The organism is Actinoallomurus iriomotensis (assembly GCF_030269445.1).
Lineage (GTDB): Bacteria > Actinomycetota > Actinomycetes > Streptosporangiales > Streptosporangiaceae > Actinoallomurus > Actinoallomurus iriomotensis.
The window spans coordinates 471,630-497,142 of record NZ_BSTJ01000004.1; the positions used below are offsets into that span (position 1 = coordinate 471,630).

The 25,513-nt window shown below is 71.0% G+C and carries 21 protein-coding genes; 15 read left to right on the forward strand and 6 right to left on the reverse strand.

What is annotated here, in order from left to right:
* Positions 1-45: 45 nt before the first annotated feature.
* Positions 46-2,322, reverse strand: a complete 2,277-nt coding sequence (locus tag QSK37_RS19495; protein ID WP_349497973.1) for an ATP-binding cassette domain-containing protein — start codon at positions 2,320-2,322, stop codon at positions 46-48.
* Between the two features lie 63 nt (positions 2,323-2,385).
* Between QSK37_RS19495 and QSK37_RS19500 the strand changes: the two genes are divergently transcribed.
* From QSK37_RS19500 to QSK37_RS19560, 12 genes are all read left to right on the forward strand, one after another.
* The gene (locus QSK37_RS19500; protein ID WP_285623546.1) at positions 2,386-3,348 is read left to right on the forward strand and encodes a helix-turn-helix transcriptional regulator; all 963 of its coding nucleotides are present in this window, start codon (positions 2,386-2,388) and stop codon (positions 3,346-3,348) included.
* Between the two features lie 56 nt (positions 3,349-3,404).
* Positions 3,405-3,920, forward strand: coding sequence for a nitroreductase family deazaflavin-dependent oxidoreductase (locus QSK37_RS19505; RefSeq protein WP_285622954.1), 516 nt, complete (start codon positions 3,405-3,407; stop codon positions 3,918-3,920).
* Positions 3,921-4,004: 84 nt separating this feature from the next.
* The gene (locus QSK37_RS51460; protein ID WP_349497974.1) at positions 4,005-5,624 is read left to right on the forward strand and encodes an IclR family transcriptional regulator domain-containing protein; all 1,620 of its coding nucleotides are present in this window, start codon (positions 4,005-4,007) and stop codon (positions 5,622-5,624) included.
* A 147-nt stretch (positions 5,625-5,771) separates the two neighbouring features.
* The gene (locus QSK37_RS19520; RefSeq protein WP_285572144.1) at positions 5,772-6,551 is read left to right on the forward strand and encodes an amino acid ABC transporter permease; all 780 of its coding nucleotides are present in this window, start codon (positions 5,772-5,774) and stop codon (positions 6,549-6,551) included.
* Between the two features lie 2 nt (positions 6,552-6,553).
* On the forward strand, positions 6,554-7,321 hold the full coding sequence (locus QSK37_RS19525; protein ID WP_285572146.1) for an amino acid ABC transporter ATP-binding protein: 768 nt from the start codon (positions 6,554-6,556) through the stop codon (positions 7,319-7,321).
* Between the two features lie 26 nt (positions 7,322-7,347).
* Positions 7,348-8,169, forward strand: coding sequence for a substrate-binding periplasmic protein (locus tag QSK37_RS19530; protein WP_285622960.1), 822 nt, complete (start codon positions 7,348-7,350; stop codon positions 8,167-8,169).
* A gap of 18 nt (positions 8,170-8,187) precedes the next feature.
* Positions 8,188-10,083 carry a CocE/NonD family hydrolase gene (locus QSK37_RS19535; RefSeq protein WP_285622962.1) on the forward strand — a complete coding sequence of 632 codons (1,896 nt, stop codon included), beginning with the start codon at positions 8,188-8,190 and terminating at the stop codon, positions 10,081-10,083.
* A gap of 21 nt (positions 10,084-10,104) precedes the next feature.
* The gene (locus QSK37_RS19540) at positions 10,105-11,187 is read left to right on the forward strand and encodes a DUF5937 family protein (RefSeq protein WP_285622964.1); all 1,083 of its coding nucleotides are present in this window, start codon (positions 10,105-10,107) and stop codon (positions 11,185-11,187) included.
* Positions 11,188-11,268: 81 nt separating this feature from the next.
* On the forward strand, positions 11,269-13,071 hold the full coding sequence (locus QSK37_RS19545) for a sensor histidine kinase (RefSeq protein WP_285622966.1): 1,803 nt from the start codon (positions 11,269-11,271) through the stop codon (positions 13,069-13,071).
* A gap of 70 nt (positions 13,072-13,141) precedes the next feature.
* Entirely contained in the window at positions 13,142-13,474 is a 333-nt protein-coding gene (locus QSK37_RS19550; RefSeq protein ID WP_285622969.1) for a DUF3147 family protein, read from the forward strand.
* Positions 13,471-13,890 carry a DUF3147 family protein gene (locus QSK37_RS19555; protein ID WP_285622971.1) on the forward strand — a complete coding sequence of 140 codons (420 nt, stop codon included), beginning with the start codon at positions 13,471-13,473 and terminating at the stop codon, positions 13,888-13,890. The genes QSK37_RS19550 and QSK37_RS19555 overlap by 4 nt, the downstream gene beginning before the upstream one ends.
* Positions 13,891-13,974: 84 nt before the next feature.
* A complete protein-coding gene (locus QSK37_RS19560) occupies positions 13,975-14,271 on the forward strand; it encodes a hypothetical protein (protein WP_285622973.1) in 297 nt (98 codons plus the stop codon).
* Positions 14,272-14,302: 31 nt separating this feature from the next.
* Here the strand turns inward: QSK37_RS19560 and QSK37_RS19565 are convergent, their stop codons facing one another.
* Complete coding sequence (locus QSK37_RS19565) at positions 14,303-14,746, reverse strand: PPOX class F420-dependent oxidoreductase (protein WP_285622975.1); 444 nt, start codon at positions 14,744-14,746, stop codon at positions 14,303-14,305.
* A gap of 668 nt (positions 14,747-15,414) precedes the next feature.
* Entirely contained in the window at positions 15,415-15,978 is a 564-nt protein-coding gene (locus QSK37_RS19570; protein WP_285622977.1) for a dihydrofolate reductase family protein, read from the reverse strand.
* Between the two features lie 127 nt (positions 15,979-16,105).
* On the opposite strand from QSK37_RS19570, the gene QSK37_RS19575 reads away from it, so the two are divergent.
* Together QSK37_RS19575 and QSK37_RS19580 are read left to right on the forward strand one after the other, a co-directional pair.
* A complete protein-coding gene (locus QSK37_RS19575; protein WP_285622979.1) occupies positions 16,106-16,852 on the forward strand; it encodes a TetR/AcrR family transcriptional regulator in 747 nt (248 codons plus the stop codon).
* A gap of 59 nt (positions 16,853-16,911) precedes the next feature.
* Positions 16,912-17,229, forward strand: a complete 318-nt coding sequence (locus tag QSK37_RS19580) for a hypothetical protein (RefSeq protein ID WP_285622980.1) — start codon at positions 16,912-16,914, stop codon at positions 17,227-17,229.
* Between the two features lie 32 nt (positions 17,230-17,261).
* On the opposite strand, the gene QSK37_RS19585 is transcribed toward QSK37_RS19580, so the two are convergent.
* On the reverse strand, positions 17,262-18,335 hold the full coding sequence (locus QSK37_RS19585) for an enolase C-terminal domain-like protein (RefSeq protein WP_285622982.1): 1,074 nt from the start codon (positions 18,333-18,335) through the stop codon (positions 17,262-17,264).
* On the reverse strand, positions 18,332-21,310 hold the full coding sequence (locus QSK37_RS19590) for an FAD-binding and (Fe-S)-binding domain-containing protein (RefSeq protein ID WP_285622985.1): 2,979 nt from the start codon (positions 21,308-21,310) through the stop codon (positions 18,332-18,334). Before QSK37_RS19590 ends, QSK37_RS19585 begins: the two co-directional genes overlap by 4 nt.
* Before the next feature lie 90 nt (positions 21,311-21,400).
* Here QSK37_RS19590 and QSK37_RS19595 point away from each other — a divergent pair, with 90 nt between their 5' ends.
* Positions 21,401-23,188, forward strand: a complete 1,788-nt coding sequence (locus QSK37_RS19595) for a thiamine pyrophosphate-requiring protein (protein ID WP_285622987.1) — start codon at positions 21,401-21,403, stop codon at positions 23,186-23,188.
* 64 nt (positions 23,189-23,252) lie between these two features.
* On the opposite strand, the gene QSK37_RS19600 is transcribed toward QSK37_RS19595, so the two are convergent.
* Positions 23,253-25,343 carry a catalase gene (locus QSK37_RS19600; protein ID WP_285622989.1) on the reverse strand — a complete coding sequence of 697 codons (2,091 nt, stop codon included), beginning with the start codon at positions 25,341-25,343 and terminating at the stop codon, positions 23,253-23,255.
* Positions 25,344-25,513: the final 170 nt, after the last annotated feature.

Below are 25,513 nucleotides of genomic sequence, written 5' to 3' on the forward strand. Positions count from 1 at the left end.
TCGTCGCCGTCCGTGTGCGACTCCGGGCCGACCTTTCGCGCGACCTCAAGCCGAGGCTTCGTGCGACCTCGGGCGGACCGCCAACGCCGCCCCGGTGGCCGACTCGCGGCATTCGGCGAGCCGTTCGGGGATCCCTTCGAAGAGGACCCGGCCGCCGTGGCGGCCGGGGCCGGGGCCGAGGTCGATCACCCAGTCCGCCCGGCGGATCACCTCCAGGTCGTGCTCGATGACGACCACGGTGTTGCCCTTGTCGACCAGCCGGCCGAGCACGTCCAGCAGGGTGTCGATGTCGGACAGGTGCAGCCCGGTCGTCGGTTCGTCGAGAACGTAGAGGGTGTGCTCGTCCGGGCGTGCGAGCTCTCTGGCGATCTTCAGACGCTGGCACTCGCCGCCCGACATCGTGGTCAGCGGCTGGCCGAGCCGCACGTACCCGAGGCCGACCTCGGCGATGTGACGCAGGGCGCGGACGATCCCGGGATCGCGGAGCCGCCGGGTCGCCTCGCCGACGGTGAGATCGTCCACGTCCGCGATCGTCAGGCCGTCGACGGTGTGGGTGAGGACCTCATCGGTGAACCGTCTGCCTCCGCACGCCTCGCACACGGACTCGTGTCCGTCCATGAAGGCGAGATCGGTGCGGACCACGCCCACGCCTTCGCACGCCGGGCAGGCGCCGGCGGAGTTGGCGCTGAACAGCGCGGCGCTCACGCCGTTGCGCCGCGCGAACAGTCTCCGGATCGCGGGTGCGACACCGGAGTAGGTGAGCAGGGTCGAGCGGCGGTTGGCGGTCACCGGGCGCTGATCGACCACCGTGGCCGGATGCCGGTCCACGAGCTCGGCGACCAGACTCGACTTGCCCGATCCGGCGACGCCGGTGATCACCGTCAGCACTCCCACCGGGACGTCGACGCTGACGTCCCGAAGGTTGTTGCGTCCCGCGTTCTCGATCCGCAGCCTCCCGTTCGCCCCGCGCGGTCGACGGGGAGCGGGAGACTCGCGTAGCCCGCGCCCGGTCGGGGTGCCGGCGACGAGCAGATCGTCGAACCCGCCGTCGAACACGACCCGTCCTCCGTCGTCGCCGGCACCGGGACCGATCTCCACGATCCGGTCGGCGACACGCATGACGCCGGGATCGTGCTCGACGACGAGGACCGTGTTCCCCCGGTCCCGCAACAGCGTGAGCAGGCCGGTCATGGACCGGACGTCGTGCGGGTGCAGGCCCACGGTCGGCTCGTCGAAGACGTACAGCATCTCCGTGAGGCTGCTGCCGAGGTGCCGCACCGTCTTGATGCGCTGGGACTCTCCGCCGGACAGCGTGGTCGTCGGCCGGGCGAGCGACAGGTATCCCAGCCCGATCGCGGTCAACGCCGTGAGCTTCTCGCGCAGCGCCGCGACGACCGGGGCGACGTTCGGCTCCCGCACCCCGGCGATGACGCCGGCCAGCTCGCCGATCTCCAGCCGGCTCATCTCGACGATGGTGCGGTCGAGCACACGCGCCGTACGGGCTGCGGCGCCCAGCCGTTCGCCGTGGCAGTCCGGGCAGGTCGCCGACCGGGTGAACCGGTCGAGCACGGCCTGTTTGCGCTCCGACAACTGGTCCGCCGTGTGCAGGTAGAGCCGCTCGAAGAGCTCGACCAGGCCCTCGTAGTCCTTCGGCGGCCGGGGCGTGAGCCGTGCCGCCGCGGCGCCGCCGTGCAGCAGGGCCTGCCGCTCGTCGGCGGTCCACTCCCGTAGCGGTCTCGACGGGTCGAAGGAGCCGATCTCGGCGTACCGCCGGTACCGGTACTGGCCGTTGTCGAACCCCGGCAGCAGGATCGCGCCGTGGTCGAGCGACCGGTCCGGATCGAGCATCCGCTCCGCGTCGGGGGTGAGCGTCTCCCCGAGGCCCGCGCAGGTGGGGCACATGCCGGCGGGGTCGTTGAACGAGAAGTGGTTCGACTCCCCCACGTACGGCTCGCCGATGCGCGAGAACAGCAGCCGAAGGTAGCTGTAGGCGTCGGTGATGGTTCCGACCGTCGAGCGCGCGTTGCCGCCCAGGCGTCTCTGGTCGATGACCACCACCGGCGAGAGCCCCTCGATCAGGTCCACCTCGGGGCGGCTCCACTGGGGCAGGCGGTTCCGTACGAACGGCGGATAGGTCTCGTTCAGCTGGTACCCGGCCTCGGCCGCGATGGTGTCGAACACGAGCGAGGACTTGCCCGACCCCGAGACTCCCGCGAACACCACCAGTGCGCCGCGCGGCACGTCGAGGCTCACGGCCATCAGGTTGTTGGTGCGCGCACCACGGATACGGATCATGCGCTGCGTCTGCTGGAAAGGGGCCACGTCGCCACCGTAGGAGCAGACGCGGTCAGGCCATGACCGCAATAGAGTGGGGCCGTGCTCGACATGACGCACCGCACCCTCGAACTCCTGGCCCACCTGCAGACGGGCCGGCGGTTCAGCGGTGAGGAACTCGCCGCGCGCCTGGACGTCAGCCCGCGCACGTTGCGCCGCGATGTGGAGCGGCTCCGCGAGTACGGCTACCCGGTCACGACCCGGCCCGGTCCCAGCGGCTTCTACCAGCTCTCGGCCGGCCGGACGCTACCGCCGCTCATCCTCGACGACGACGAAGTGGTCGCGACGCTCGCCGGACTCGCGCTGCTCGGCTCCACCACGGCACCCGATTCCGCCGCGGACTCCCGGGGCGGAATCGGGCCCGCCGCCGATCGCGCGTACGGCAAGATCGACCAGTTCCTCCCGAAACGGCTCCGGCCACGCGTCACCGCCTTCCGGGCGACCGTCGAAGCCGCGCCCCAGTTCGCGCCCAACGTCGACGCCGACGTCCTGGCGATCCTCGGGTCCGCCTCGGCCCGGCACGAACGCGTCACCTTCACGTACACGAGCCGGACCGGCGGCACGACCGCACGCCGGGTCGAGCCCTACCGCCAGGTCCACTTCCGGCTGCGCTGGTACCTGCTCGCGTGGGACCTCGACCGGGCCGACTGGCGTACGTTCCGGCTCGACCGCGTCAGCGCGATCTCGGCCACCGGAACGCCCTTCACGCCCCGGCCACTGCCGGCCCGGTCCGCCGCCGCGTATCTCCGCGAGGAGGTGTCCGCGGGGCGTCACCAGGCCGTGGTCGTCGTCGACGCCCCGCCCGCGGTGGTCGGCGACGCGCTGAGATTCCAGGACTTCGACCTGGTGCCGCTGCCGGGAGGCCGGAGCCGGGTCACCGCCTGGGTCGACTCCTTCGAATGGCTCACCCTCAACCTCGTCCCCATCGGAGCGGACTTCCTCATCGAGGAACCGGCCGAATTCCGTGACCGCTGCAGAGAACTCGCCTCCCGGCTGAAGCGGGCCGCCCACTGAGCGGATTACGCTCGTCAATCGTCATCGTTGATCGAACAGAGCGCGGTGAAGCCGACATGGGTGATCACAGCGAGCAGTTCCGGGCCTACCTCGCAGGTCATCGGCGTAATCCCCTGACGACCACGCTCACCGGAGCCCGCGTCCTCAACGCATTCCAGGTGCCCTGGTTCAGAATCGCTCCGCCGCGCGGTTTCGGCGTCCTCACCACCGTCGGCCGCAAGACCGGAAAGACAAGGCGCACGTGCGTACGGGTGATCCGGAGCGGCCAGAAGGTCTTCCTCGTCTCTCTGACCGGTTCAGGCGCGGCGTGGTTTCTCAATGTGAAGGCGAACCCACAGGTGAGGCTCCGCATGAGAGGGGGAGGCTTCGACGGTCTCGCCCGCGAGATCACCGATCCGGCCATGATCGAGGAAGGCCGGCGGATCTACTCAACCACCGTGAATCCCTTCGACCACCTCGAGTACCGCATGCATCGCACCGGCACTCCGACCGATGAGAAGATCCGCGCGATGCACGAGAAGTGGTACACGGACGGAACACCGGTCGTCATCGAGTTGTCCGCCGGGCGGTAGCCGGACCCACGGAGACGAGGCCACGGCGCCGTCACGCCCGTGCCGGTACGGTTTCGGCGAGGGCCTGCGCGCCGAGGAGAGCAGATGACGCACGTGACCACCGAGGTGGCACGACCGCGGGAGGCGGTCGGGCCGCTGATCCGGGGGTCGGCCGTGCTGCGCGCACTGGCCGCGGCCGGCGGACGCGGGAGCGCGAGCGGGCTCGTGCGTGAGACCGGGCTGGCGCGCTCCACGGTCGACCGGAGTCTCAGCACCCTCGCGCATCTCGGCTACGTGCGACCGGACGGCCGCGACACGGTGCTCGCGCCCCGGCTGATGGAACTCGGCAACGCCTACCTGACGGCCTGCGGACTTCCCGATCTCCTCGGCGCGGTCGCCGGGCGGCTCGCCGGCGAGCTGGACGAGTCGGTGTGGATCACCGTCCCGGATCGGGACGGCGTGCGTTTCGTCCATCATGCCTCCCGGCGGCGCGCGGTGTCGGTGGCGTTCCGCGTCGGCGAGCTCCTTCCCGCGGAGTGCGGGATGGGAGGGTCGCTGTTCGCGGCCGAGTGGTCCGGCGACGCATGGCGGTCCCGGCGGCGCGGGGAGACCGGCGACGCGGCCGTGTCCCCTGGGGCGGAGTCGTTCGAGGCACGGATCGTCCGCGCGCGCCGGGACGGCTGGGCGCTCGACGACCGGCTGCTCGACCCGGGACTGGTCGCCGTCACGATGCCGGTACGCGACCGCACGGGGCGTCAGGTGTGCGCCGTGAACGTGGTCGGCCACACCAGCCGGCACAGCGCCGGATCGCTGCGGGAGGCGGGCTTGCCCCGGCTTCGCGAGGCCGTCGCGGCGATGGAGGGCGTGCTGGCGGCCGCCGTCGCTCCGGCGTCGCGGCCCGTTCCGGCCGTGCCGCGGGAACAGGTGGCCAAGCGGGACCTGGGCGCGGAGTTCGTGGCGTCCTTCGCCCGCGGCCTCGGTGTCATCACCGCCCTGGGCGTGCCGTGGGCCGGGCTGCCGCTCACCGCCGTCGCCGACGCCACCGGCCTGGCCCGCGCCACCGCCCGGCGCTCGCTGATCACGTTGGCGCACCTCGGCTACGTGGTCGCGCAGGACGGGCTGTTCAGGCTGACACCACGGGTGCTGGACCTGGGCTTTCCCTGCCTGTCGGCGCTGACGCTGCCGGAGATCGCCCAGCCCCACCTGGCCGCCCTCGTCGCGAGGGTGCGCGACTCGGCGTCCATGGCGGTCCTCGTGGGCGACGACATCCAGTACGTGGCCCGCGTTCCCACCGTCCGCATCATGAGCGTCGACATCACGCTGGGCACACGGTTCCCCGCGCACGCGACGTCGATGGGGCGTGTCCTGCTCGCCGGCCTGCCGCCCGGCGAGCGCGGCGAACGGCTGCGGCGGGCGGACCTGCGACCGCTGACCTCCCGTACCGTCACCTCGCCCGTACGGCTCGAGGCCATCCTCGGCCGGGCCGATCGCGACGGTTACGCCCTGGTGGAAGAGGAGCTGGAGGAGGGGCTGCGGTCCGTCGCGGTGCCGGTCCGCGACCTCGACCGCCGGGTCGTCGCCGCCATCAACGTCTCGATGCACGCCGGCCGGATCACGGCCGAGCAGGCCCGTGAGTCCGTTCTTCCGCCCCTCCGCGACACGGCGGCGCGGATCGAGCGGGACCTGCACGTGGCCGGGCGCTTCCTCAAGATCCGTACTTCCTGAGAGAGGCCTGACGCGGCCCCGGTGAGGCCATGCCGTGCTGTCCTGCCCCAGCCGCGGCGTTCATAGGATCTCAATTACCACTTAGGCGCAATCGTCCCGGTCAGCGGCTTGGGCCGCCCCTATGCTGCGAGCGCCGACGGCACCCGGGTGAACGGCGAAACAAAGATCGGAGCGGCCGTGCACGACTTCTTCCATACGTTCTTCGACTGGTCGGAGATCGCCGGCGCTCTCCCGTCGCTCCTTGGCGAGGGGCTGCGGAACACGCTCCTGATCGCGGTGCTGGCGATCATCTTCGGCCTGGTCTGCGGCATGCTGCTGGCGGTGTTGCTGCTGTCCCGCAGGCGGCTGGTCCGGCTCCCGGCCCGGATCTACGTGGACGTGTTCCGCGGGCTGCCCGCGATCGTGACGGTGAGCCTGATCGGCCTGGGGCTGCCGGCGGCGGGCATCCGGCCGTTCGGGCGCAGCCCGCTCGGGTACGCGGTGGTGGCCGTCGGCCTCATCTCCGCGGCGTACTGCGCGGAGATCTTCCGGGCGGGCATCCAGGCGGTGCCCGCCGGGCAGATGCAGGCGGGCCGCAGCCTCGGGATGTCCTACCTGAAGACGATGCGGCTCGTCATCGTGCCGCAGGGCGTCCGCAACGTGCTGCCCGCGCTGACCGGCCAGTTCATCGTGGACGTCAAGGAGAGTTCGCTGGTCTACCTGCTGGGCCTCAGCGTCGGGCAGCGCGAGCTGTACTTCATCGCGCAGGAGCGCCAGGCCGCCAGCTACAACGCGTCCGCGCTGGTCGCCGCGGGGCTCTGTTACCTCGTCATCACCATCCCGCTGACGTACTTCGTCAACTGGCTCGACCGGCGGATGCGGGAGGGCCGGCCCGCACGGGCGGGCGCGGAGGAGCCGCTGCCCGAACCGGCACTCGCGGAAGGATGAGCATGCCGACCACACCCCCACCGGCCCGGCCGGCCCCGCCCGGCTCGGCGATCAGCGTGCGGGACCTGCGCAAGTCCTACGGCCGCAACGAGGTGCTGCGCGGCGTCACCTTCGACGTGGCGCCCAGCGAGGTGCTGTGCGTGCTCGGGCCCTCGGGGTCGGGCAAGTCGACCATGCTGAAGTGCCTCAACCTGCTGGAGACGCCCACCGCCGGCAGCGTCGTGGTGGGCGGGGTGACGCTGACCGATCCCGGCGTGGACATCGACGCCGCACGGACCCGGATCGGCATGGTGTTCCAGCACTTCAACCTCTTCGGTCACCTCAGCGCGCTGGACAACGTCACCCTCGCGCTCCGGCACGTCAAGAAGGTCTCCAAGGCGGAGGCGGAGGAGATCGGGCACTCCCAGCTCAAGCGGCTCGGCCTCGGTCACGTCGCCCGGCACCGGCCCGCGAACCTGTCCGGCGGGCAGCAGCAGCGAGTCGCGATCGCGCGGAGCCTGGCCATGCGGCCGGAGGTGATGCTGTTCGACGAGGCGACCTCCGCGCTCGACCCCGAGCTGGTCAAGGAGGTACTGGCGGTCATGCGCGAGCTGGCCGGCTCCGGCATGACCATGGTCGTCGTCACCCACGAGATCGGCTTCGCCCGCGAGGCGGCCGACCGGGTGATCTTCATGGACGAGGGGCTGATCGCCGAGGACGGCGACGCCCGCGAGCTTCTGGACCATCCGCCGGGCACCCGCTTCCGCGAGTTCCTCGCGCAGGTCCTGTGAATCCCCTACTTCCGAAGGAAACAGCGATGTTCAGAACCCGGCTCCTCGCGGTCGGCGTGGCCGCCGCCCTGTCCCTCACCGCCTGCGGCGGCGGATCGTCCAAGGACGACCGGTACGGCCTGGAGACCGCGGGCACCATCGAGGCGGCCGTCTCCACCGACCAGCCCCCGTTCGCGACCGCGTCCAAGGGCGGCGCGCCGCAGGGGTACATCGTCGACATCACGAACGAGGTCGCCCGGCGGCTGGGACTCAAGGTGAGCTACAAGGCCAGCACGGTCCCCGCCGCGCTGCAGGGCCTGACCTCGGGTCAGTACGACCTCGCCGCCAGCGGGCTCGGCGTGACCGCGGAACGCCAGAAGCAGGTCGCCTTCACCAAGGCGCTGTACTGGAGCACGACCGCCGTCGTCACGCGGAAGGACGAGAGCGCCACCAAGGTCACCGACTTCGGCGGCAAGAAGGTCGGTGTGGTGACCGGCACCGTGCAGGAGGCGTTCATCGAGCAGAAGATGACCGGCGCCCGGGAGGTGAAGTTCGCCAACCAGAACGCCGCCGTCTCGCAGCTGCTGTCGGGCAACCTCGACGCGTTCGTGGTCGGCGGCCCGGACGCCGAGGCCTACCTCAAGCAGTACCAGAAGCTGAAGATCGCGGTCTCCGCCCCGGTCGACCACCCGACCTCCATGGCGGTGCAGAAGAAGAACACCAAGCTCCTGGGGGCGGTCGACGCCCAGGTCGCCGCGATGGTCGGCGACGGCACGTTCCTGCGGATCTACAAGAAGTGGTTCACCGAGGCGCCGGCGGACGGCCTCGTCTCCGCGTGGCCCGCGCTGAAGAGCCAGCTGGGGAGCTGAGCCGGCGAGATGACATCGGTGAACACGGAGCCGGCGGCGGATCGGATCCCGCTGCCGGACGGGGGCTCGGTGTGGCGGCGGGTCGTACGGACCCCGATGCGCGACGGCGTCGAACTGGTGGCGGACCTCTACACCACCGATCCGACGCCGGAGCGGCGCCCGGTGCTCTTGGAACGCACTCCGTACGGGCGCCGGGCCCGCCGCGAGTCGGACGGTCTCGGCCGCGACGGCCGGCCGATCATGCCGGACGAGTCCGCGGCCTACTTCGCCCGGCGGGGATTCAACGTCGTACGGCAGGACTGCCGGGGACGCGGCGACTCCGAGGGAACGTTCGTGAAGTACCTCGGTGAGGCCGCGGACGGCTACGACACCGTGGACTGGATCGCCGCGCGGGACTGGTGTGACGGCCGGGTCGCCACGACCGGTGTCTCCTACTCCGCGCACACGCAGACCGCGCTCGCGGCGCTGTCCCCGGACCATCTCGCGGCGATGTTCGTCGACTCCGGCGGATTCGCCAGCGCGTACGAGGCGGGGATCCGCATGGGCGGCGCCTTCGAGCTCAAGCAGGCCACGTGGGCGTACCGGCACGCGCTGGGCAGCGTCACCGCCCAGCGCGATCCGGTCGTGGCCGCCGCCCTGCGGTCCCAGGACCTGCGCGCCTGGTTCCACGCCATGCCCTGGCGACGCGGCGCGTCGCCGCTCCGGGCGACGCCGGAGTACGAGGACTACCTGCTGCACCAGTGGGAGCGCGGCGCGTTCGACGAGTTCTGGCAGCAGCTGGGGCTGTTCGGCCGGGGCTACTACGACCGGTTCCCCGACGTGCCGAGCCTGCACATGGTGAGCTGGTACGACCCGTACGTCCGGACCGCCGTGGAGAACTTCCAGCGGCTCGGCGCGGCCAAGTCCAGCCCCGCGTACCTCGTCGTCGGGCCGTGGACCCATGGCGCGCGCAGCGTCCGTCACTCCGGGAACGTGGACTTCGGCCCCGAGGCGACCCTGGACGGCAACCTCGCCGCCGACTACTGGGACTTCCGTGCCCGCTGGTTCGCCCGGCACCTCGGCGTGCGCCCGGACGGCGCGGAGGCTCCGGGCGGGGAGCCGGCCGACCCGCCCGTCCGCTACTTCGTGATGGGCGGCGGCAGCGGGCGGCGGACCGCCGAGGGCCGCCTCGACCACGGCGGGCACTGGCGTACGGCCGGAGACTGGCCGCCGCCCGAGGCCACGCCACTCCGGCTGTACCTGCGGCAACGGGGCGCGCTGAGCGCCGAACCGCCCGCCGCGGGCGCCGACGACCGGCTGGAGTACGACTTCGACCCCGCGCGCCCGGTGCCCACGATCGGCGGGCAGATCACCTCGGGCGAGCCGGTCATGGTGGGCGGGGCGTTCGACCAGACGCCGACGGAGGAGACCTTCGGCTGCGAACCGCCGTACCTCCCGCTGGCCAGCAGGCCGGACGTGCTGGTCTTCCAGAGCGAGCCGCTCGACCGGGACGTCGTGCTGGCGGGGCCCGTGGAGGTGCGGCTGTCGGTGTCGTCGAGCGCGCCCGACACCGACTTCACGGTCCGGCTGATCGACGTGCACCCGCCGAACGACGACTATCCCAACGGCTACGCGATGAATCTCACCGACGGGATCCTGCGCTGCCGCTACCGCGACTCCTACACGGAGCCGTCGCCGATGCGGCCGGGCGAGGTGTACACGATCACCGTGCCGGCTCCCGACACGGCCAACCTCTTCGCGGCGGGACACCGGATCCGCCTGGACGTCTCCTCCAGCAACTTCCCGCGCTTCGACGTGAACCCGGGAACGGGCGGGCCGGAGGCCACCGAACGGCGGCGCGTGGTGGCGGTCAACACCGTTCACCTCTCCCCTGAGCATCCCTCGTGGCTGCGCGTGCACGCCCTGCCGGGGTGACGGGGCCCCTACCATGCAGGCGTGGTCGTAACGCTCGACGTCGATGAGGCTCTGCCCGTGCACTTCACGGCCGGAGCCTCACCGATGTCCGAGCTCCTGGCCTGCCTGCACGCGCTGGCCGAACCCGAGCACCACCCGGAGTCCAGGGCCTGGCTGACGTCGGCGCGGGAGCGCATCCCCGACTCCCTCGTCCAGCGGCTGAACCACTACGCCCCGCTGTGGGCGCGGTACCGCTGCCGGCTGCTGTTCCCGCTGCGCGGCCCGCTGGACCGCGACCTGCCCGCCGAGCTGCGCACCCTGGCAGGCTACGACCAGCGGATGTTCGTCTCACTCGCGGCGAGCGGTATCCGAGGCACGTCCTTCGAAGGCGTGGACGATCTCCACGACACCGTACGGCAGCAGGCGTTCATCAAGGCCAGCGAGCGCCGGTCCTTCTCGCGCGGCGAGCTCGCCCGTGCACTGATCGACGACCCCGAGGCGTTCCGCGCCGGGCTGGTCGAGACGCTCGAACGCTGCGCGGACACCTTCTTCGAGGCCGAGTGGCGGCGCGTCGGCCCGCATCTGAAGGACACGGCGGCGCGGGTGCGCGGCCAGCTGCGCCGCGAGCCGCCGGCCGCCGTACTGGCCTCCGTCACGCCGACCGCCAGCGTCACCGAACGGCCGACGCGTGTCCGCTACGACAAGCTGCAATCGGCGTTCGGGAAGGTCAGTGACCACGGGTGCTTCCTCGTGCCCACCCTGCACGGCTGGCCGCACCTCATCCTCAAGCTGGACCCCGGCCTGCCGTTCGTCGTGCACTTCGTGGGCGGCGACTGGGAGCAGCGCCCGGCGGTCCCGCAGTCCCTGATCCGCGACCGGCTCGCCGCCATCGCCGAGCCCGGCCGCTTCGAGATGTGCCGGCACCTGCTCGGCGAGCCGATCACCACGTCCGAGCTGGCCGTCCGCATGGGGATCTCCGAGCCCCAGGTCTCCCGGCACCTCAAGCGGCTGCGCCAGGTGGGGCTGGTCACGTCGCGCCGCGAAGGCCGGATGATCTACCACCGCCTGCACGCCCAGCTACTTCTGGGACTGGGTTCCGACGTTCTGACGACGATCATGCGCTGATCTCGATCACGACGCCGGAGCTCTTGCGCCGCCGACGTCGCTGGACGCGCGAATCGCCGTACGGCGCGAGTACATTGAGATATGCCGTCGGGCCTGCCCGTGATCGTGGCGCGCCGGAACCGCCCTCCACTCGCACTGGGGATCGTGGTGGCGCTCTCGTGCGTCGCCGTGGAGACGGTGATCGCCGTGTTCCTCTCGCAGGTCACGCCCGCCCGGTCGCTGGGGGTCGTGTACCTGCTCGGCATCGTGGCGGTGGCGGCCGTCTGGGGCCTGTGGTTCGGGATGGCCACCGCGGTGATCAGCACCCTGGCCATGGACTACTTCCTCACCCCGCCGACGGGCAGCCTGACCCTCGGCAAGGCCGAGGACTGGACGGTGCTCGCGGTCTTCCTCGCCGTCACCCTGCTGGCCGGCTCGATCTCCCGGTTGACCAGGTCACTGGCCCTCGAGATCGACGCGCGCGGGGAAGCCGACCTGGCTGCCGGCCTTTCGCGTGTCCTCCTGGAGACGCCGGATGTCAAGGCCGCGGAGCCTGCGGCCGCCCGGCTGCTCGCGGAGACACTCGATCTTCCGTACGCGGCGATCGAGCGCGACCCCATCCCCGGCGACGGACGGCACGTGGCCTTCCCGCTGCGTGAACGCGGTGTCCCGGTGGCCTCGCTCCTCGTCCCCACCGGCCTGCCGCGGTCGACGCTGCGGCGTCTCCGGGAGCGGGTGGTGCCCTCGCTGGAGATCCTGCTGCGGGCGGCACGGGAACGCGAGCGGGCCGCGGACCAGCAGGTCGCGCTGCGGCGCCTGGCGACGCTCGTCGCGCGGGGGACCCCGCCGGAGGAGCTCTTCGGCGCGGTCGCCCGCGAGGCGGGGCAGGTCCTGGAGGCACGGCACGTGGCGGTGGTCCGGTACGAGCCAGGCGCCACCGCCACCAACGTCGGCGTCTGGAACCGAGGTTCGGTCGCCACGATGCCCCTGGGGTTCCGCTGGCGGCTGGAGCGGGGCGGCGCAGCGGAACTGGTGGCGCGGACGGGCGAGACGGGACGGGTCGGCCCCATCCGCCCCATCGAGGGCGCGGGCGAGTTCCTCACCTCGCTGCAGCGGATGGGCGTCACGGCCGCCGTCGGCTGCCCGGTCACGGTCGGCGGGCGGCTCTGGGGCGCGGTGGTCGTCACGTCGACGTCCGAGCCTCTGCCCGAGGACGTCGAGAACCGCATGCGCGACTTCACCGACCTGCTGGCCACCGCCATCGCGAACGCCGAGAGCCACGAGAAGCTGGAGGCGTCACGGGCCCGTGTGATCGCCGCGGCCGACGCGACCCGGCGCCTGATCGAACGCGATCTGCACGACGGGGTCCAGCAACATCTGGCCGCGCTCATGCTCGAACTGCGCGCCGCGACGGCCACCGCGCCGGCCGATCCGGAGGAGATCGCAGGAGTGCTGTACCACACCGTGCTCGGTCTGGACGAGGCGCTTGAGGATCTGCGGGGACTCGCCCGCGGACTTCATCCGGCGCTGCTGTCCCGGCAGGGGCTCGAGCCCGCGATCAAGGCGCTCGCGCGCTGCTCCCCCGTCCCGGTCGAACTCAGCGTCTGCGGCGACCGGGTCGCGGAACGGACCGAGATCACCGCTTACCACGTCGTCTCGGAGGCGTTGGCGAACGTGGCCGAGCACGCCGACGCGTCCGTCGCCCACGTGGACCTGACGATCGAGGACGCCGCCGTCCGCCTGTCGATCCGCGACGACGGCACGGGAGGAGCCGACACCGCCCACGGGACGGGACTCCTCAGCATCAGAGACCGCGTCGAGGCCATCGGCGGCAAACTCGAGATCAGCAGCCCGCCGGGCGGCGGGACGTCGCTGTTCGCCGAGATCCCGATCACGGGCGACTGACGGCGCGTGTGGATCGGCGGCCACGGCGGGGAGGATGACAACACGCGAATGTAGCGGCCGCGGGGGTGACATGATCGAGGTGGCGCTGAAGGCGCTGTTCGGAGGGCTGCTCGTCGTCGTGTTCGCCCTCATCTCCGAGGTGACGACACCGAAACGGTTCTCCGGCGTGTTCTCGGCGGCGCCGTCCGTGGCCCTCGGCAGCCTCGCGGTGACGCTGGTGACCAAGGGCGAATCCGACGTACGGGCCGCCGCGGCCGGCATGGTGGCGGGCGCGATCGCACTGCTCATCTACAGCGTGGTCGCGGTCCGGGCGCTGCGGAGGTTCGGCCCGCTGGCCGGTGCGGCCATCGCCGTCATCCCGTGGTTCGTGGTCGCCGGTGCGTGCGCCTGGGTGCTGCCGTGAGCGCCGGGCGCTCCGGCCCGCCGCACGTCAGGGTGAGGATCGGCCGCGTCCGCGAGGTACGGGCGAAGGCGCTGCTCGTCCGGTTCGCGTTCGGCGCCGCCGTCTCGACCGTCGCCGGGGTGGTCTCCACCGTCTTCGGCCCGCGGGCCGGCGGTGTCCTCCTCGCGTTCCCCGCCATCCTGCTCGCGTCCCTGACGCTGGTGGCCAAGGAGGAGGATCTCCGGGCGGCGCGGGACGACGCGCGCGGTGCCGCGATCGGCTCGGTGGGCATGGTGGCGTTCGCGATCGTCTGCGCGGTGTCGGCTCACGCGGTGGGCGGCTGGGTCGCGCTGGCCGTGGCCACGCTCGCCTGGGTTGTCGTCTCGGTCGCCGGATACCTGCTCGTACGCCGCCTGGGGCACGGAGCGGACGAATAGCCCGTCGCGGCGACACCACGGCATTGATCATTGCCATGTCGTATGGAATCGTTCCCACACCGGCTCCGATCGCGGCCCTGTCCCGTGGGGGACCGTAGGGCACGTGTTCGCGGATCGACGGGCCGACGCACCCCGGAACCGCGTCGCCGCCCGGCGGCGTGCGCGATCGCCGCGCTGTGCGTGGCGTCGGCCGTCGTCACGGGAACGGCGGCGGACGCCGTCACCACCCCGAGGCAGGCGTACGCCGCCCCGGCGGTGTGGCCCGCCCCGCAGTCGGCGCGGGCCTGGTCGCGCGGCTTCCCGCTCCCCTCCTCCCTGCGGCTGGTGGCGGGCGCGGACGCCGACGCGGCGGCCGTCGGGCTCGTCCGCTGGGACTCGTAAGGAGATTACGCGCCTGGGCCAGCGGCTACGGCTACCGGGAGACATCGCGGGAGTTGTACCCCTGCAGGTGCGCCGGACGCGCCGATCCGGCCGGCACGAACTCGCCGATATTCCAGCTGATGATCCGGTGCGGGTGAAGGTGGAGCGTTTCGTGGCTGAAGCCGGGAATGAGCGGAGGGTCTTGGGAGACGATCTCGATCCGACCGCGTATCTCGATCCCTCGTCCGGTCTGGCCGATGGGGTTGGGAGTCTCGGCCTGATCGTCAACCACGAAAGAGACCCTGGGGTCAGCCTTGACGTTCCGGAACTTCTGGCTCTTGGACAGCTCGGGGCCGCCGATCTCAATTATGCCGCTGTCGGGGTTGACCCAGAAGGCGACGGGGTGCGCCTGCGGGGCGCCGTCTGGCCCGATAGTGGCCAAACGTCCGAGCGGATGCTTCGTCAGGTACTCCAGCTCGGCATCGGTGAAGGTCATGCATCCAACATAAAACCTGAACCAAAGTTGAGGTCAAGGGCCTTAAGCCGCCCGCATCGATTTGCCCACACGGCGGCTTTCGATGTCGTCAGCTGGGGTTGGGAGCTGGCGAGTCGAGTCAATCGAACGGACAACGGCGAGGCTCGTCGACCCTCCGGCTCATAAATCGACCTGCTCTGTCAGAGATCACGAGCCATGGTCGCGAACTCCCGACGAATTGCCAGAACCGTCACCTAGATGGGCTCAACGCACGGTGACTGACGACCATGGCCGAAGAACAAGACCCCGCCAGTTCCCCGAACCCAAGGGCCAGAACCGTCGAAAGAGCCTGAAGGCTCGTGGGTTCATCGTGAGGACCCTTCGGTTCGCACGAACTCTGGGCTTTCCTGGGGTGCCACCGGAATACGGCAGAAACGGGCCGCGTGTTGGTCACGGGTTAGCGAGGTGAGCGTCCCAGAGAGATGATCGAGGGCGTCAGGGGCGATGGGGCGAACAGGCCCGGGTCAGGCCGTGGCGGGCGCTGAGGCCCTCATGCGTCCGATCGTTCGCGAAACCCGGCCTGGGGCCACAAGGGCAACCAGGCAAAGCAGTCACTCTTCCATCATGACCGAAACCAATTTCAACGTCCCCTGGGCGGTAACGCCCAGCCCGGTCCGTGGCCGATCGGCTCAGCGGCGGACGCGGTAGCGGATGTGGGTGGCCTCGGGCGTGTCGAGCACCTGAATGATCTCCAACTCGATCTCCGACGGCAGGACGTCGAACAACCGGCGCCCTGCGCCCAGGAGTACTGGAATGTGGTGGATCTGCACTTCATCCAGCACTCCGGCCTCAAGGGCCTGCTGCACCGTGTACGCGCCGCCACGAATCTGGACGTCCCGTTCCCCGGCGGCGGCCTTCGCCTGCGCCATCGCGCTTTCGATCCCGTCGTTCACGTAGGTCACCAGCGGATAGCCCCACCTGGCGGCCGGGCTGGGCGGCCGGTGGCTGGGGACGAAGATCGGGGCACCGCCATGAGAACCGCCCCAGTGGTCCATGAGCTCAGCGGTCCGCCGTCCCGCGAGGATCGCACCAGCCCCGTTCCATTCGTCTTGGAACTGCTTGACCAGCCCGGGATGCTGGTCCGAGTCAGCCCACTTGTGCAGCCGCTCGCCATCGTTGCCGCCGAGGAAGTCGTTGGGATCGGCGATGTACCCGTCGAGGGACATCGACATGTCGAGCACTGATCTGGACATGGCCCACTCCTTGTTTCACGGCGTGGCCCCTCGGCCACCGCCTGCTCCCGGGTCCGGAGATTAACTGTGTCCCAAGAACACTGTGTACGGTAGAGACAGTTCTGGCGGATGGCAAGCGGGAGGCGACGTGGCGGTCAACGAGGATCCGAGGACCCTGGCGGAACTGTTGTGGGGCCTGCGGAAGCCGCGCATCAGAGGCCCCAGGCCCGCCTACGACCTCGCCCGGCTGGCCGACACCGCCGTCAAGGTCGCCGATACCGAGGGTCTGGAGGCGGTCTCCATGCACCGCATCGCCGCCGAGCTCGGCCTCACCAAGATGGCCCTGTACCGCTACGTCAACGGCAAGACAGAGCTGATGGCCATCATGATCGAGGCGGCGGTCGGCACACCCCCCGACCTGAGCGGGGCGGCCGGCTGGCGGGCCAAGCTGGAGGAGTACGCCCGCGGACTGTCCACCGCCTGGCGGCGCCACCCCTGGCTGCCGTCGGTCACCGTGGGCGACCGCGTCATGGGCCCACGTGAGACCGCATGGGCCGAAACAGCCCTCAGCGCCCTCACCGACACCCCCCTGACCGAACACGAACGGCTCGACGCGGTCATGATGGTGTCCCACCACATCCGCGCCACCCACCCGGCCGCCACCCAAGGCACTCAGACCTGGACGGACGGCAGCGCCGCCCCCATCATGCGCGAGCTGCTACTCCTCAACGCCAGCCGCTTCCCGCTGCTCGCCACCACCGTGGCCATCCCCTCAACCACCACCACCCGGGAATTCGGCCTCCTGGCCCTCCTCGACGGCCTCGACCGCACCATCACTCAACGCACCCACAACAACGGCGACGAACAAACGGCTTCGCGCCCAGATCCTCCGTAAGCGGCGACCACCAGCGGGCCCCGAACACGATCTGCCCACCGACGGCCGGATTCCGGCTGGTGCCACTCCCGCGCCCCTGTGAGTCTCCTCAGGAACCGGAGTCGAGCAGATCGCCGCTGCTGCGTCTGCTGACCCTGGACGGCACGCTGAGCGTCCTCGGCCGGGCCGGCGAGATCCCGCTGCGGATCATGGACCTGATCTACGGCCGGAAGAAGCCGACCTCCTCGGGCACCGGCGGTCGTGCCGGCACCAGCCAGATGCCGGCCTTCTGCGCCGAGCACGGCATCACCGCCGACATCGAGCTGCTCCCCCCGCCCGTGTCCAGGAGGCTCTCACCCGCCTGGACCAGGGCGACGTCCGCTACCGCTTCGTGCTGAACCTGTCCGACGTCGACCGAGGCGCAGGTGGTTCAGGCGACTCGGTAGGGCTCGGCGTCCGGGCGCTTGAACTCCAGCCCCAGCCCGGGGGCGTCGTCGCGCGGGCGCACGGTGCCGCCGGCCGGGTCGAGGACGCCGTCGAAGAGCATCGACTCGATGCGCACGTGGTCGTGGAACCACTCGATGTGGCGCGCGTTCGGAATCGCGGCCATGGCGGCGGCGTGCAGGTGCGGGGCGCAGTGGGCGGACAGGTCCTTGCCGTGGGCGCGGGCGAGCCCGGCGACGCGCAGGAACTCGGTGATCCCGCCGATCCTCGTCACGTCGGCCTGGGGGCAGTCGACGACGGGCAGCAGCCGGGCGAAGTAGGGCAGGTCATAGCCGTACTCACCGGCCGCCACCTCGCACGTCACCGCGTCGCGTACGGTCGCGAGCCCGGCCAGGTCGTCGGAGGAGACCGGCTCCTCCAGCCACCGGATGTCGGTGACCCCGGCGACCCGGATCGCCTGTTTGGCGCTGTAGGCCCCGTTGGCGTCGGCGAACAGCTCCGTACCGGGCCCGACGGCCTCCCGGGCGAGGCGCAGGCGCTCGACGTCGCGCGCCTCCCGGCCTCCCCATGCCTCCCCTATCTTGATCTTGACGCGGGGGATGCGCTGCTCGCCGGCCCAGTGCTCGAGCTGCTCGCGCGTCCGCGCGTCGTCGTAGGTGGTGAAGCCGCCGGAGCCGTACACGGGCACCTCCTCCTGGACGGCACCGAGCAGGCGGTGCAGCGGCAGGCCGAGGCGGCGCGCCTTCAGGTCCCACAGGGCGCAGTCGACGGCCGAGATCGCCATGGAGCACGTGCCGGGGCGGCCGGCGTTGCGGACCGCGCGGCACATGCTCTCGTGCGCGGCGGGCGGGTTCAGCACGCCGCTCTTGGCGACCTCGGGGGCGAGCAGCTCGGCGACCACCCCCGTGATGGTCGCGGGGCCGTACGTCCAGCCGATGCCGAGCAGGTCCTCGGCTCTCGCCTCGACCAGGACGATGGTGGTCGAGTCCCACTCCAGCGTGCCGTCCGCCTCGGGGGCGTCCGTCGGGATCGTGTAGGCGGACGCGGATATCTCAATCACGAGACCTCCGTCGGCGCCTTGGCGGCGGGGGTGCGCTCACCGGCCTCCTCCGGGCACAGCAGCTCCGCGAGCAGCTCGGCCAGGTGCTTGGGCTTCGCCCGGGTGCCGGCCTCGATCTGGGTGCGGCAGGAGAAGCCGTCGGCGAGCACGGTGGTGCCGGGGTCGGCGTCGCGCACCGCCGGCCACAGGCCCAGCTCGGCGGCGCCGACGGAGACCTCGTAGTGGCCGCGTTCGAAGCCGAAGTTGCCGGCCAGGCCGCAGCAACCCTCGTCCAGCACCTCCGCCTGGACGCCGACGCGCCGGAGCACCTCGGTGTCGGCCTCGAACCCCCAGATGGCGTGCTGGTGACAGTGTGTCTGGGCGATGGCGGTACGGCCCGTGCCCGGCGGGGGCGCGGTGATCGCCTGCGGCGCCCGGTCCAGGAGGAACTCCGCCAGGGAGTGCGTCTGCTTCGAGAGCCGCTCGACGTCCGGGTCGCCGGCCAGCAGCTCCGGGGCGTCCGAGCGGAAGACCGCGCCGCAGCTGGGTTCGAGAGCGATCACCGGCACTCCGGCGCGCAGCCGGGGCGCCAGGGCGTCGACGGTCCGGCGCAGCACCCGCCCGGCGGTGGCGAGCTGCCCGGTGGAGATCCAGGTGAGTCCGCAGCACAGCGGGACCGGCGGCATCTCGACCCGGAACCCGGCCGTCTCCAGCACGCGAACGGCGGCCCGGCCGATGGCGGGATGGAAGTTGTTGGTGAAGGAGTCCGGCCACAGGACGACCGACGGCCCGTCCGCCCGCGGGCCTCCACGGCGTTTGAACCAGTCGGTCAGGCGTTCGCTCGCGAACCGGGGCAGGTCCCGGCGCTGGTCGACGCCACCGGCGCGTTTGACCACCCGGTCGAGCCCCGGCGCGTGCGTCAGGGCGTTGACCGCTCCCGGCGCGGCAGCGGCCAGGCGCGCCCACAGCGGCAGCCAGCCCATCGAGTAGTGCGAGAGCGGGCGGGGCCGCCAGCGGTAGTGGTGGGCGAGGAACTCGGCCTTGTAGGTCGCCATGTCGACGTTGACCGGGCAGTCGCCCCGGCATCCCTTGCAGGCCAGGCACAGGTCGAGGGCCTCGTGCACGTCCTTGGACCGCCAGCCGTCGGTGATGACGGCGTCCTCGCCGCCGCCAGGCATGCCGCGCATCATCTCCATCAGCAGCCGGGCGCGGCCCCGCGTGGCGTGCTTCTCCTCCCGGGTGACCCGGTAGCTCGGGCACATCACGCCGCCGGAGGAGGAGCGGCACTTGCCGATGCCGACGCACCGCGCCGCCGCGTGCGTGAACCGGCCGTGGTCTTCGGGATAGTGGAAGTAGGTGCGCGGCTCGGCCGGGTGGTAGCCCAGGTGGTCGAGGTTCTCGTCCAGCCGGAACACCCCGGGCGTGCCGACCGCGGTCTCGGCCTCCCGGGGCGAGGCGACCTTTCCGGGGTTCATCCGGTCGTCCGGATCGAAGATCTTCTTGTACCGGCCGAACAGCTGGACGACCTCGTCGCCGAACATGATCGGCAGCAGTTCGCCGCGGGACTGGCCGTCGCCGTGCTCGCCGGACAGCGACCCGCCGTAGGAGGCGACCAGGCGCGCGGCGCGCTCGACGAACCGGCGGTACTTCTCGGCCCCACCGGGATCGTCGAGGTCGAAGGCGATCCGCGTGTGCACGCACCCCTGGCCGAAGTGCCCGTACAGGGACGCCGACCCGTAATCGAACTCCTCCAGCAGGCCGCGGAAGTCGCGCAGGTAGTCTCCCAGCCGGTCGGGCGGCACCGCCGCGTCCTCCCAGCCCTCATGCGTGTCCGGGCCGCCGGGTGGGTACGCGGTCGCGCCCAGGCCGGCCTCGCGGACCTTCCACAGCCGCTCCTCTTCGCCCGGATCGTCGAGGAACGACACGCCCGGGCCGTGCTCGGACCGGTGGATGTCGGACAGCAGGCGGTCGGCGCGCTCGTCGGCCTCCTCCTGCGTGTCGCCGCCGAACCGGACCATCAGCCACCCCGACCCCTCGGGCAGCTCACTCAGCACGCCCTGCTTCGCCACGTGTTCGACGCGGGCCAGGTCGATGAGCGTGTCGTCGATCCCCTCCAGGGCCAGCGGCTCGTGCCGGGCCACGGTCGGCACGGCGTCGCCGGCGGCGGCGATGTCGTCGTAACCGAGGACGACGAGGGACTGGTACGCCGGCACCGGGACCAGTGAGATCTCCGCCTGCAGGACGGTCACCAGCGTCGACTCGCTGCCGACGAGGGCCCGGGCGAAGTTGAAGCCCTTCTCGGGCAGCAACGCGTCGAGGTTGTAGCCCGAGACCCGGCGCGGGATGTCCGGATAGCGGGTACGGATCAGCGCGAGGTTCTCCTGCACCAGGTCGTACGCCGCCCGGTAGATCTCCGCTCGCCGCCCTCCCTCGGCGAGGATCCGGTCGTATTCCTCCTTGCTGGTCGGCCCGACCCACATCCGGGTGCCATCGTAGGTCAGCACCTCCATACGGATCACCGAGTCGGCCATCTTCCCGTACGCCTGGGCCGACGCGCCGCAGGAGTTGTTGCCGATCATCCCCCCGATCGTGCACGTGTCGTGCGTCGACGGTTTCGGGCCCACCATCAGCTTGAACTTCGAGAGTTCGGCGTTGAGGTCGTCCAGGCAGGCACCGGGCTCGACGAGGGCTCGCCTCCGCTCGGGGTCCGCCGACACCAGGCGACGGCAGTACTTGGACCAGTCGATCACCACGCCGGTGTTGCAGCACTGTCCCGCCAGGCTCGTGCCCCCGCCCCGGGAGAACACCGGCACACCGTGCTCACGGCACACCGCGACGGCCTCCGCGGCCGCGTCGACGTTCCGGGGCACCACCACGCCGATCGGCACCTGCCGGTAGTTGGACGCGTCATGTGCGTAGTCGGCACGCGACCCGGCGTCGAACCGCACCTCGCCGTCGACGCGCGCCGCGAGATCGCGGAGAAGTGTCTGGGACATATGAAATCGGTTACCCGTCCATCGGGTTTCAATCGCGCTGCCCGGGAAGCGAATTCCCCAGAGCACCCCATACCGCGGAAGGATCTGATCATGGCGCCCACTGTCGGCGACTACCTGCTCGAACGCCTGCGCGAGTGGGACGTGGAGCACATATTCGGTTATCCGGGCGACGGCATCAACGGGATCATCGCGGCGCTCGGCCGAGCCGATGACAGCCCGCAGTTCGTCCAGGCCAGGCACGAGGAGATGGCCGCCTTCCAGGCGGTCGGTTACGCGAAATTCACCGGGAAACCGGGCGTCTGCATGGCCACCAGCGGACCGGGCGCGATCCACCTGCTGAACGGCCTGTACGACGCCAAGCTCGACCATGTTCCGGTGGTGGCGATCGTCGGGCAGACCGCCCGCAGCGCGATGGGCGGCAACTACCAGCAGGAGGTCGACCTGCTGAGCCTGTTCAAGGACGTCGCGAGCGCGTACGTGCAGATGGCGACCGTCCCGGCGCAGCTGCCCAACCTGATCGACCGGGCCATGCGGATCGCCCTCGCCGACCGCACTCCCACCGCCGTGATCATCCCGGCCGACCTGCAGGAGGAGGCCTACGAGGGGCCCTCGCACGCGTTCAAGAACGTCCCGTCATCGGTCCCCGGCTACACGCCTTCGGTGACCCGCGCCCCCGACACCGAGGTGACGCGCGCCGCCGAGATCCTCAACGCCGGGTCGAAGGTGGCGATCCTCGTCGGCCAGGGGGCCCGGTCCGCCGCGGCGGAGGTCATGGAGGTCGCCGAACTCACCGGCGCCGGAGTGGCCAAGGCACTGCTCGGCAAGGACGTCCTGCCCGACGACCTGCCCTACGTCACCGGCGCGATCGGCCTCCTCGGAACGCGCCCGTCGTATGAGCTGATGCGCGACTGCGACACCCTGCTGATCGTCGGATCCAACTTCCCCTACAGCCAGTTCCTGCCCGAGTTCGGGGACGCCAGGGGAATCCAGATCGACATCGACGGCCGCATGATCGGCATGCGCTACCCGACCGAGGTCAACCTCGTCGGCGACGCGGCCCAGACGCTGCGTGCGCTCATCCCCCAGCTGAACCGGGCCGAGGACCGATCCTGGCGCCAGACCGTGGAGGACAACGTCGCCCGCTGGTGGGGCACCGTCGAGCGGCAGGCCATGGTGGAGGCCGACCCGGTCAACCCGATGCGGCTGTTCTGGGAGCTGAACTCCCGGCTCCCCGACGACGCGATCATCACCGCCGACTCCGGCTCGGCCGCGAACTGGTACGCCCGCGACCTGAAGATCCGCGGCGGCGTCCGCGGTTCGCTCTCGGGCACCCTGGCGACCATGGGACCGGGCGTGCCGTACGCGATCGGCGCGAAGTTCGCCCACCCCGACCGGCCCGCCATCGCGTTCGTCGGCGACGGCGCCATGCAGATGAACGGCCTGGTCGAGCTCCTCACCATCAGGCGCTACTGCTCCGAGTGGTCCGACCCGCGGCTGGTCATCGCCGTGCTGCACAACAACGATCTCAACCAGGTCACCTGGGAGCTGCGCGCGATGGGCGGCGCGCCGAAGTTCGAGGAGTCCCAGACCCTGCCGGACATGTCCTACGCCACGTTCGCGCGCTCCATCGGCCTGGAGGGCATCGAGGTGAGCAAGCCCGAGGCCATCGGCCCGGCCTGGGAGAGCGCCCTGGCCGCCGACCGGCCGGTCCTCCTCGACGTCCACTGCGACCCCGACATCCCGCCGATCCCGCCGCACGCGGAGTTCGAACAGATGAAGGACGCCGCCGAGGCCATCATCAAGGGCGACCCCGACGCCCGCGGGGTGGTCAAGAAGGGGCTGAAGACCAAGGCCCAGGAGCTGTTCGGCCGAAACTGAGCGCCCGCGTCAAGCCGAAGCCCGCCGGGGAGTCTTCCCCGGCGGGCTTCGGCTCGCTCGGCGGTCAGGCGGGAACGGCGCTCAGGTCACGCTCGGGGTGACGGTGGGCCGCCACCGCCGTGACGAACGCCTCGGTGAAGTCGCCGTCCGCCGTACCGCCGGTCACCACGCCCTGGTCGGCGACGGTCTCCCGGTCGCTTCGCCGTACGGAGGTGAGCCGGGCGACCTCCAGCAGCGAGACGCCGTCGCCGAGGGCGCCGATCGCCTTGCCGTGCTTGAAGGCCTCGCTGACGAAGTGCACCGCGTCGCCGTCGCCCGCCAGCGCCTGGACGGAACGGTCGCCGCCCGGCACCAGCACCGCGTCGTACAGGACGGAGGCGACCGTGGTCAGTGGCCGGGTGACCTCGACGTCGTCCCCGGCGGCCGCGCTGAGCGACCCGTCGACGGCGGCGAGCACCTCGCACGTCGCCCCCGCCTCGGTCAGCGCCGTCATGGCCGCCCGTACGTGGTCGCCGTCCACGCCGTCGGCGGCCAGGATCGCGATCTTGCGCGTGGCGACCGTGTCGGTGGGGCTGTTCGCCTGGCTCAGCGCCGGAGAGCGCTGGTCGCTCACCGGCCCCGCGGGTTCGGCCGGCGGCTCGACGCCGATGCCCTCGGCGACCCTGGTGGCCAGGTCGTGGTGGACGTTGGCCAGGTTCCGTACGACGCCCTCGCGCACGTGCATGGGCTCGACCTTGCCGAGCTCGAACCGGAACGCCGCGACGATGTGGTCCTTCTCCCAGTCGGCCATGCTGTTCCAGAACAGCGTGGCCTGGGAGTAGTGGTCGGCGAAGCTCTCGCTGCGCTTGCGGATCTTGTTGCCGTCGACGCGTTCCTGGAAGTGCGCGTAGCCGTCGCCCGCGATCGCCGGGCATCCGCCGCCGAGGGAGTTGGGGTGGTACGCGGCCCGTCCGCGGTGCACCGTCGTCTGGTGGTAGCCGTCGCGGTGGTGGTTGCTCACCTCGTTCAGCGGCCGGTTGACCGGCAGCTGGGTGAAGTTGGGGCCGCCGAGGCGGATCAGCTGGGTGTCGAGGTAGGAGAACAGCCGGGCCTGGAGCAGCGGGTCGTTGGTGAAGTCGATCCCGGGCACGACGTTCGCGGTGTGGAAGGCGACCTGCTCGGTCTCGGCGAAGAAGTTGTCCGGGTTGCGGTTCAGGACCATGCGGCCGACCGGCCGTACCGGCACCTGCTCCTCCGGGATGATCTTGGTCGGGTCGAGCAGGTCGAAGTCGAAGGCGTGCTCGTCGGACTCCGGGACGAGCTGCACGCCGAGCTCCCACTCGGGGAAGTCACCGTCGTTGATGGCCTCCCACAGGTCGCGGCGGTTGAAGTCGGGGTCCTTCCCGGCGATCTTCTGGGTCTCGTCCCAGACGAGTGAGTGGGTGCCGAGTTTCGGCTTCCAGTGGAACTTCACGAACGTGCCCTCTCCGGCCTCGTTGACGAGGCGGAACGTGTGCACGCCGAACCCCTGCATCATGCGGTAGCTGCGCGGCAGCGCCCGGTCCGACATCAGCCACATCATCATGTGCGTCGTCTCGGGCTGGAGCTGCACGAAGTCCCACAGCGTGTCGTGGGCCGAGGACGCCTGCGGGATCTCGTTGTGCGGCTCGGGCTTCACCGCGTGGACGAAGTCGGGGAACTTGATCCCGTCCTGGATGAAGAAGACGGGCATGTTGTTGCCGACCAGGTCGAAGTTGCCCCGCCGCGTGTAGAACTTCGTCGCGAAGCCCCGCACGTCCCGTACGGTGTCGGCCGACCCGCGCGAACCCGCGACGGTGGAGAACCGCACGAAGACCGGGGTCCGCACGCCCGGGTCGGTGAGGAACTCCGCCGCCGTCACCCCGGCCAGCGCGTCGCCGTAGGCCTCGAAGTAGCCGTACGCGCCCGCGCCGCGGGCGTGCACGACGCGTTCGGGGATCCGTTCGTGGTCGAAATGGGTGATCTTCTCGCGGAAGTGGAAGTCCTCCATCAGCGTCGGACCGCGCTCGCCGGGACGCAGCGAGTTGTCGGTGTCGCTGACGGCGACGCCCTGGTCGGTGGTCAGAACCGCCTCTTCCGGGGTGGCCCGGACGGCGTCCAGCTGCCGATCCTTGTCGGTACGGTCCTCGGCCGGCATCACATCTCCCTTGAGTCTCGGGGCCGTGGGGGTGCCGCTCTACCCGGCCGCCGCGAGGTAAACAGCGTGGTTTGACTAGGCGGCGGCGAGCGGACAGGCTGGTCAGGTCCGATGCGGTCGTGAAGCAGCCGCGCCGCTCTCACATCGGGTCCACCTCTGGTGGCCCGAAG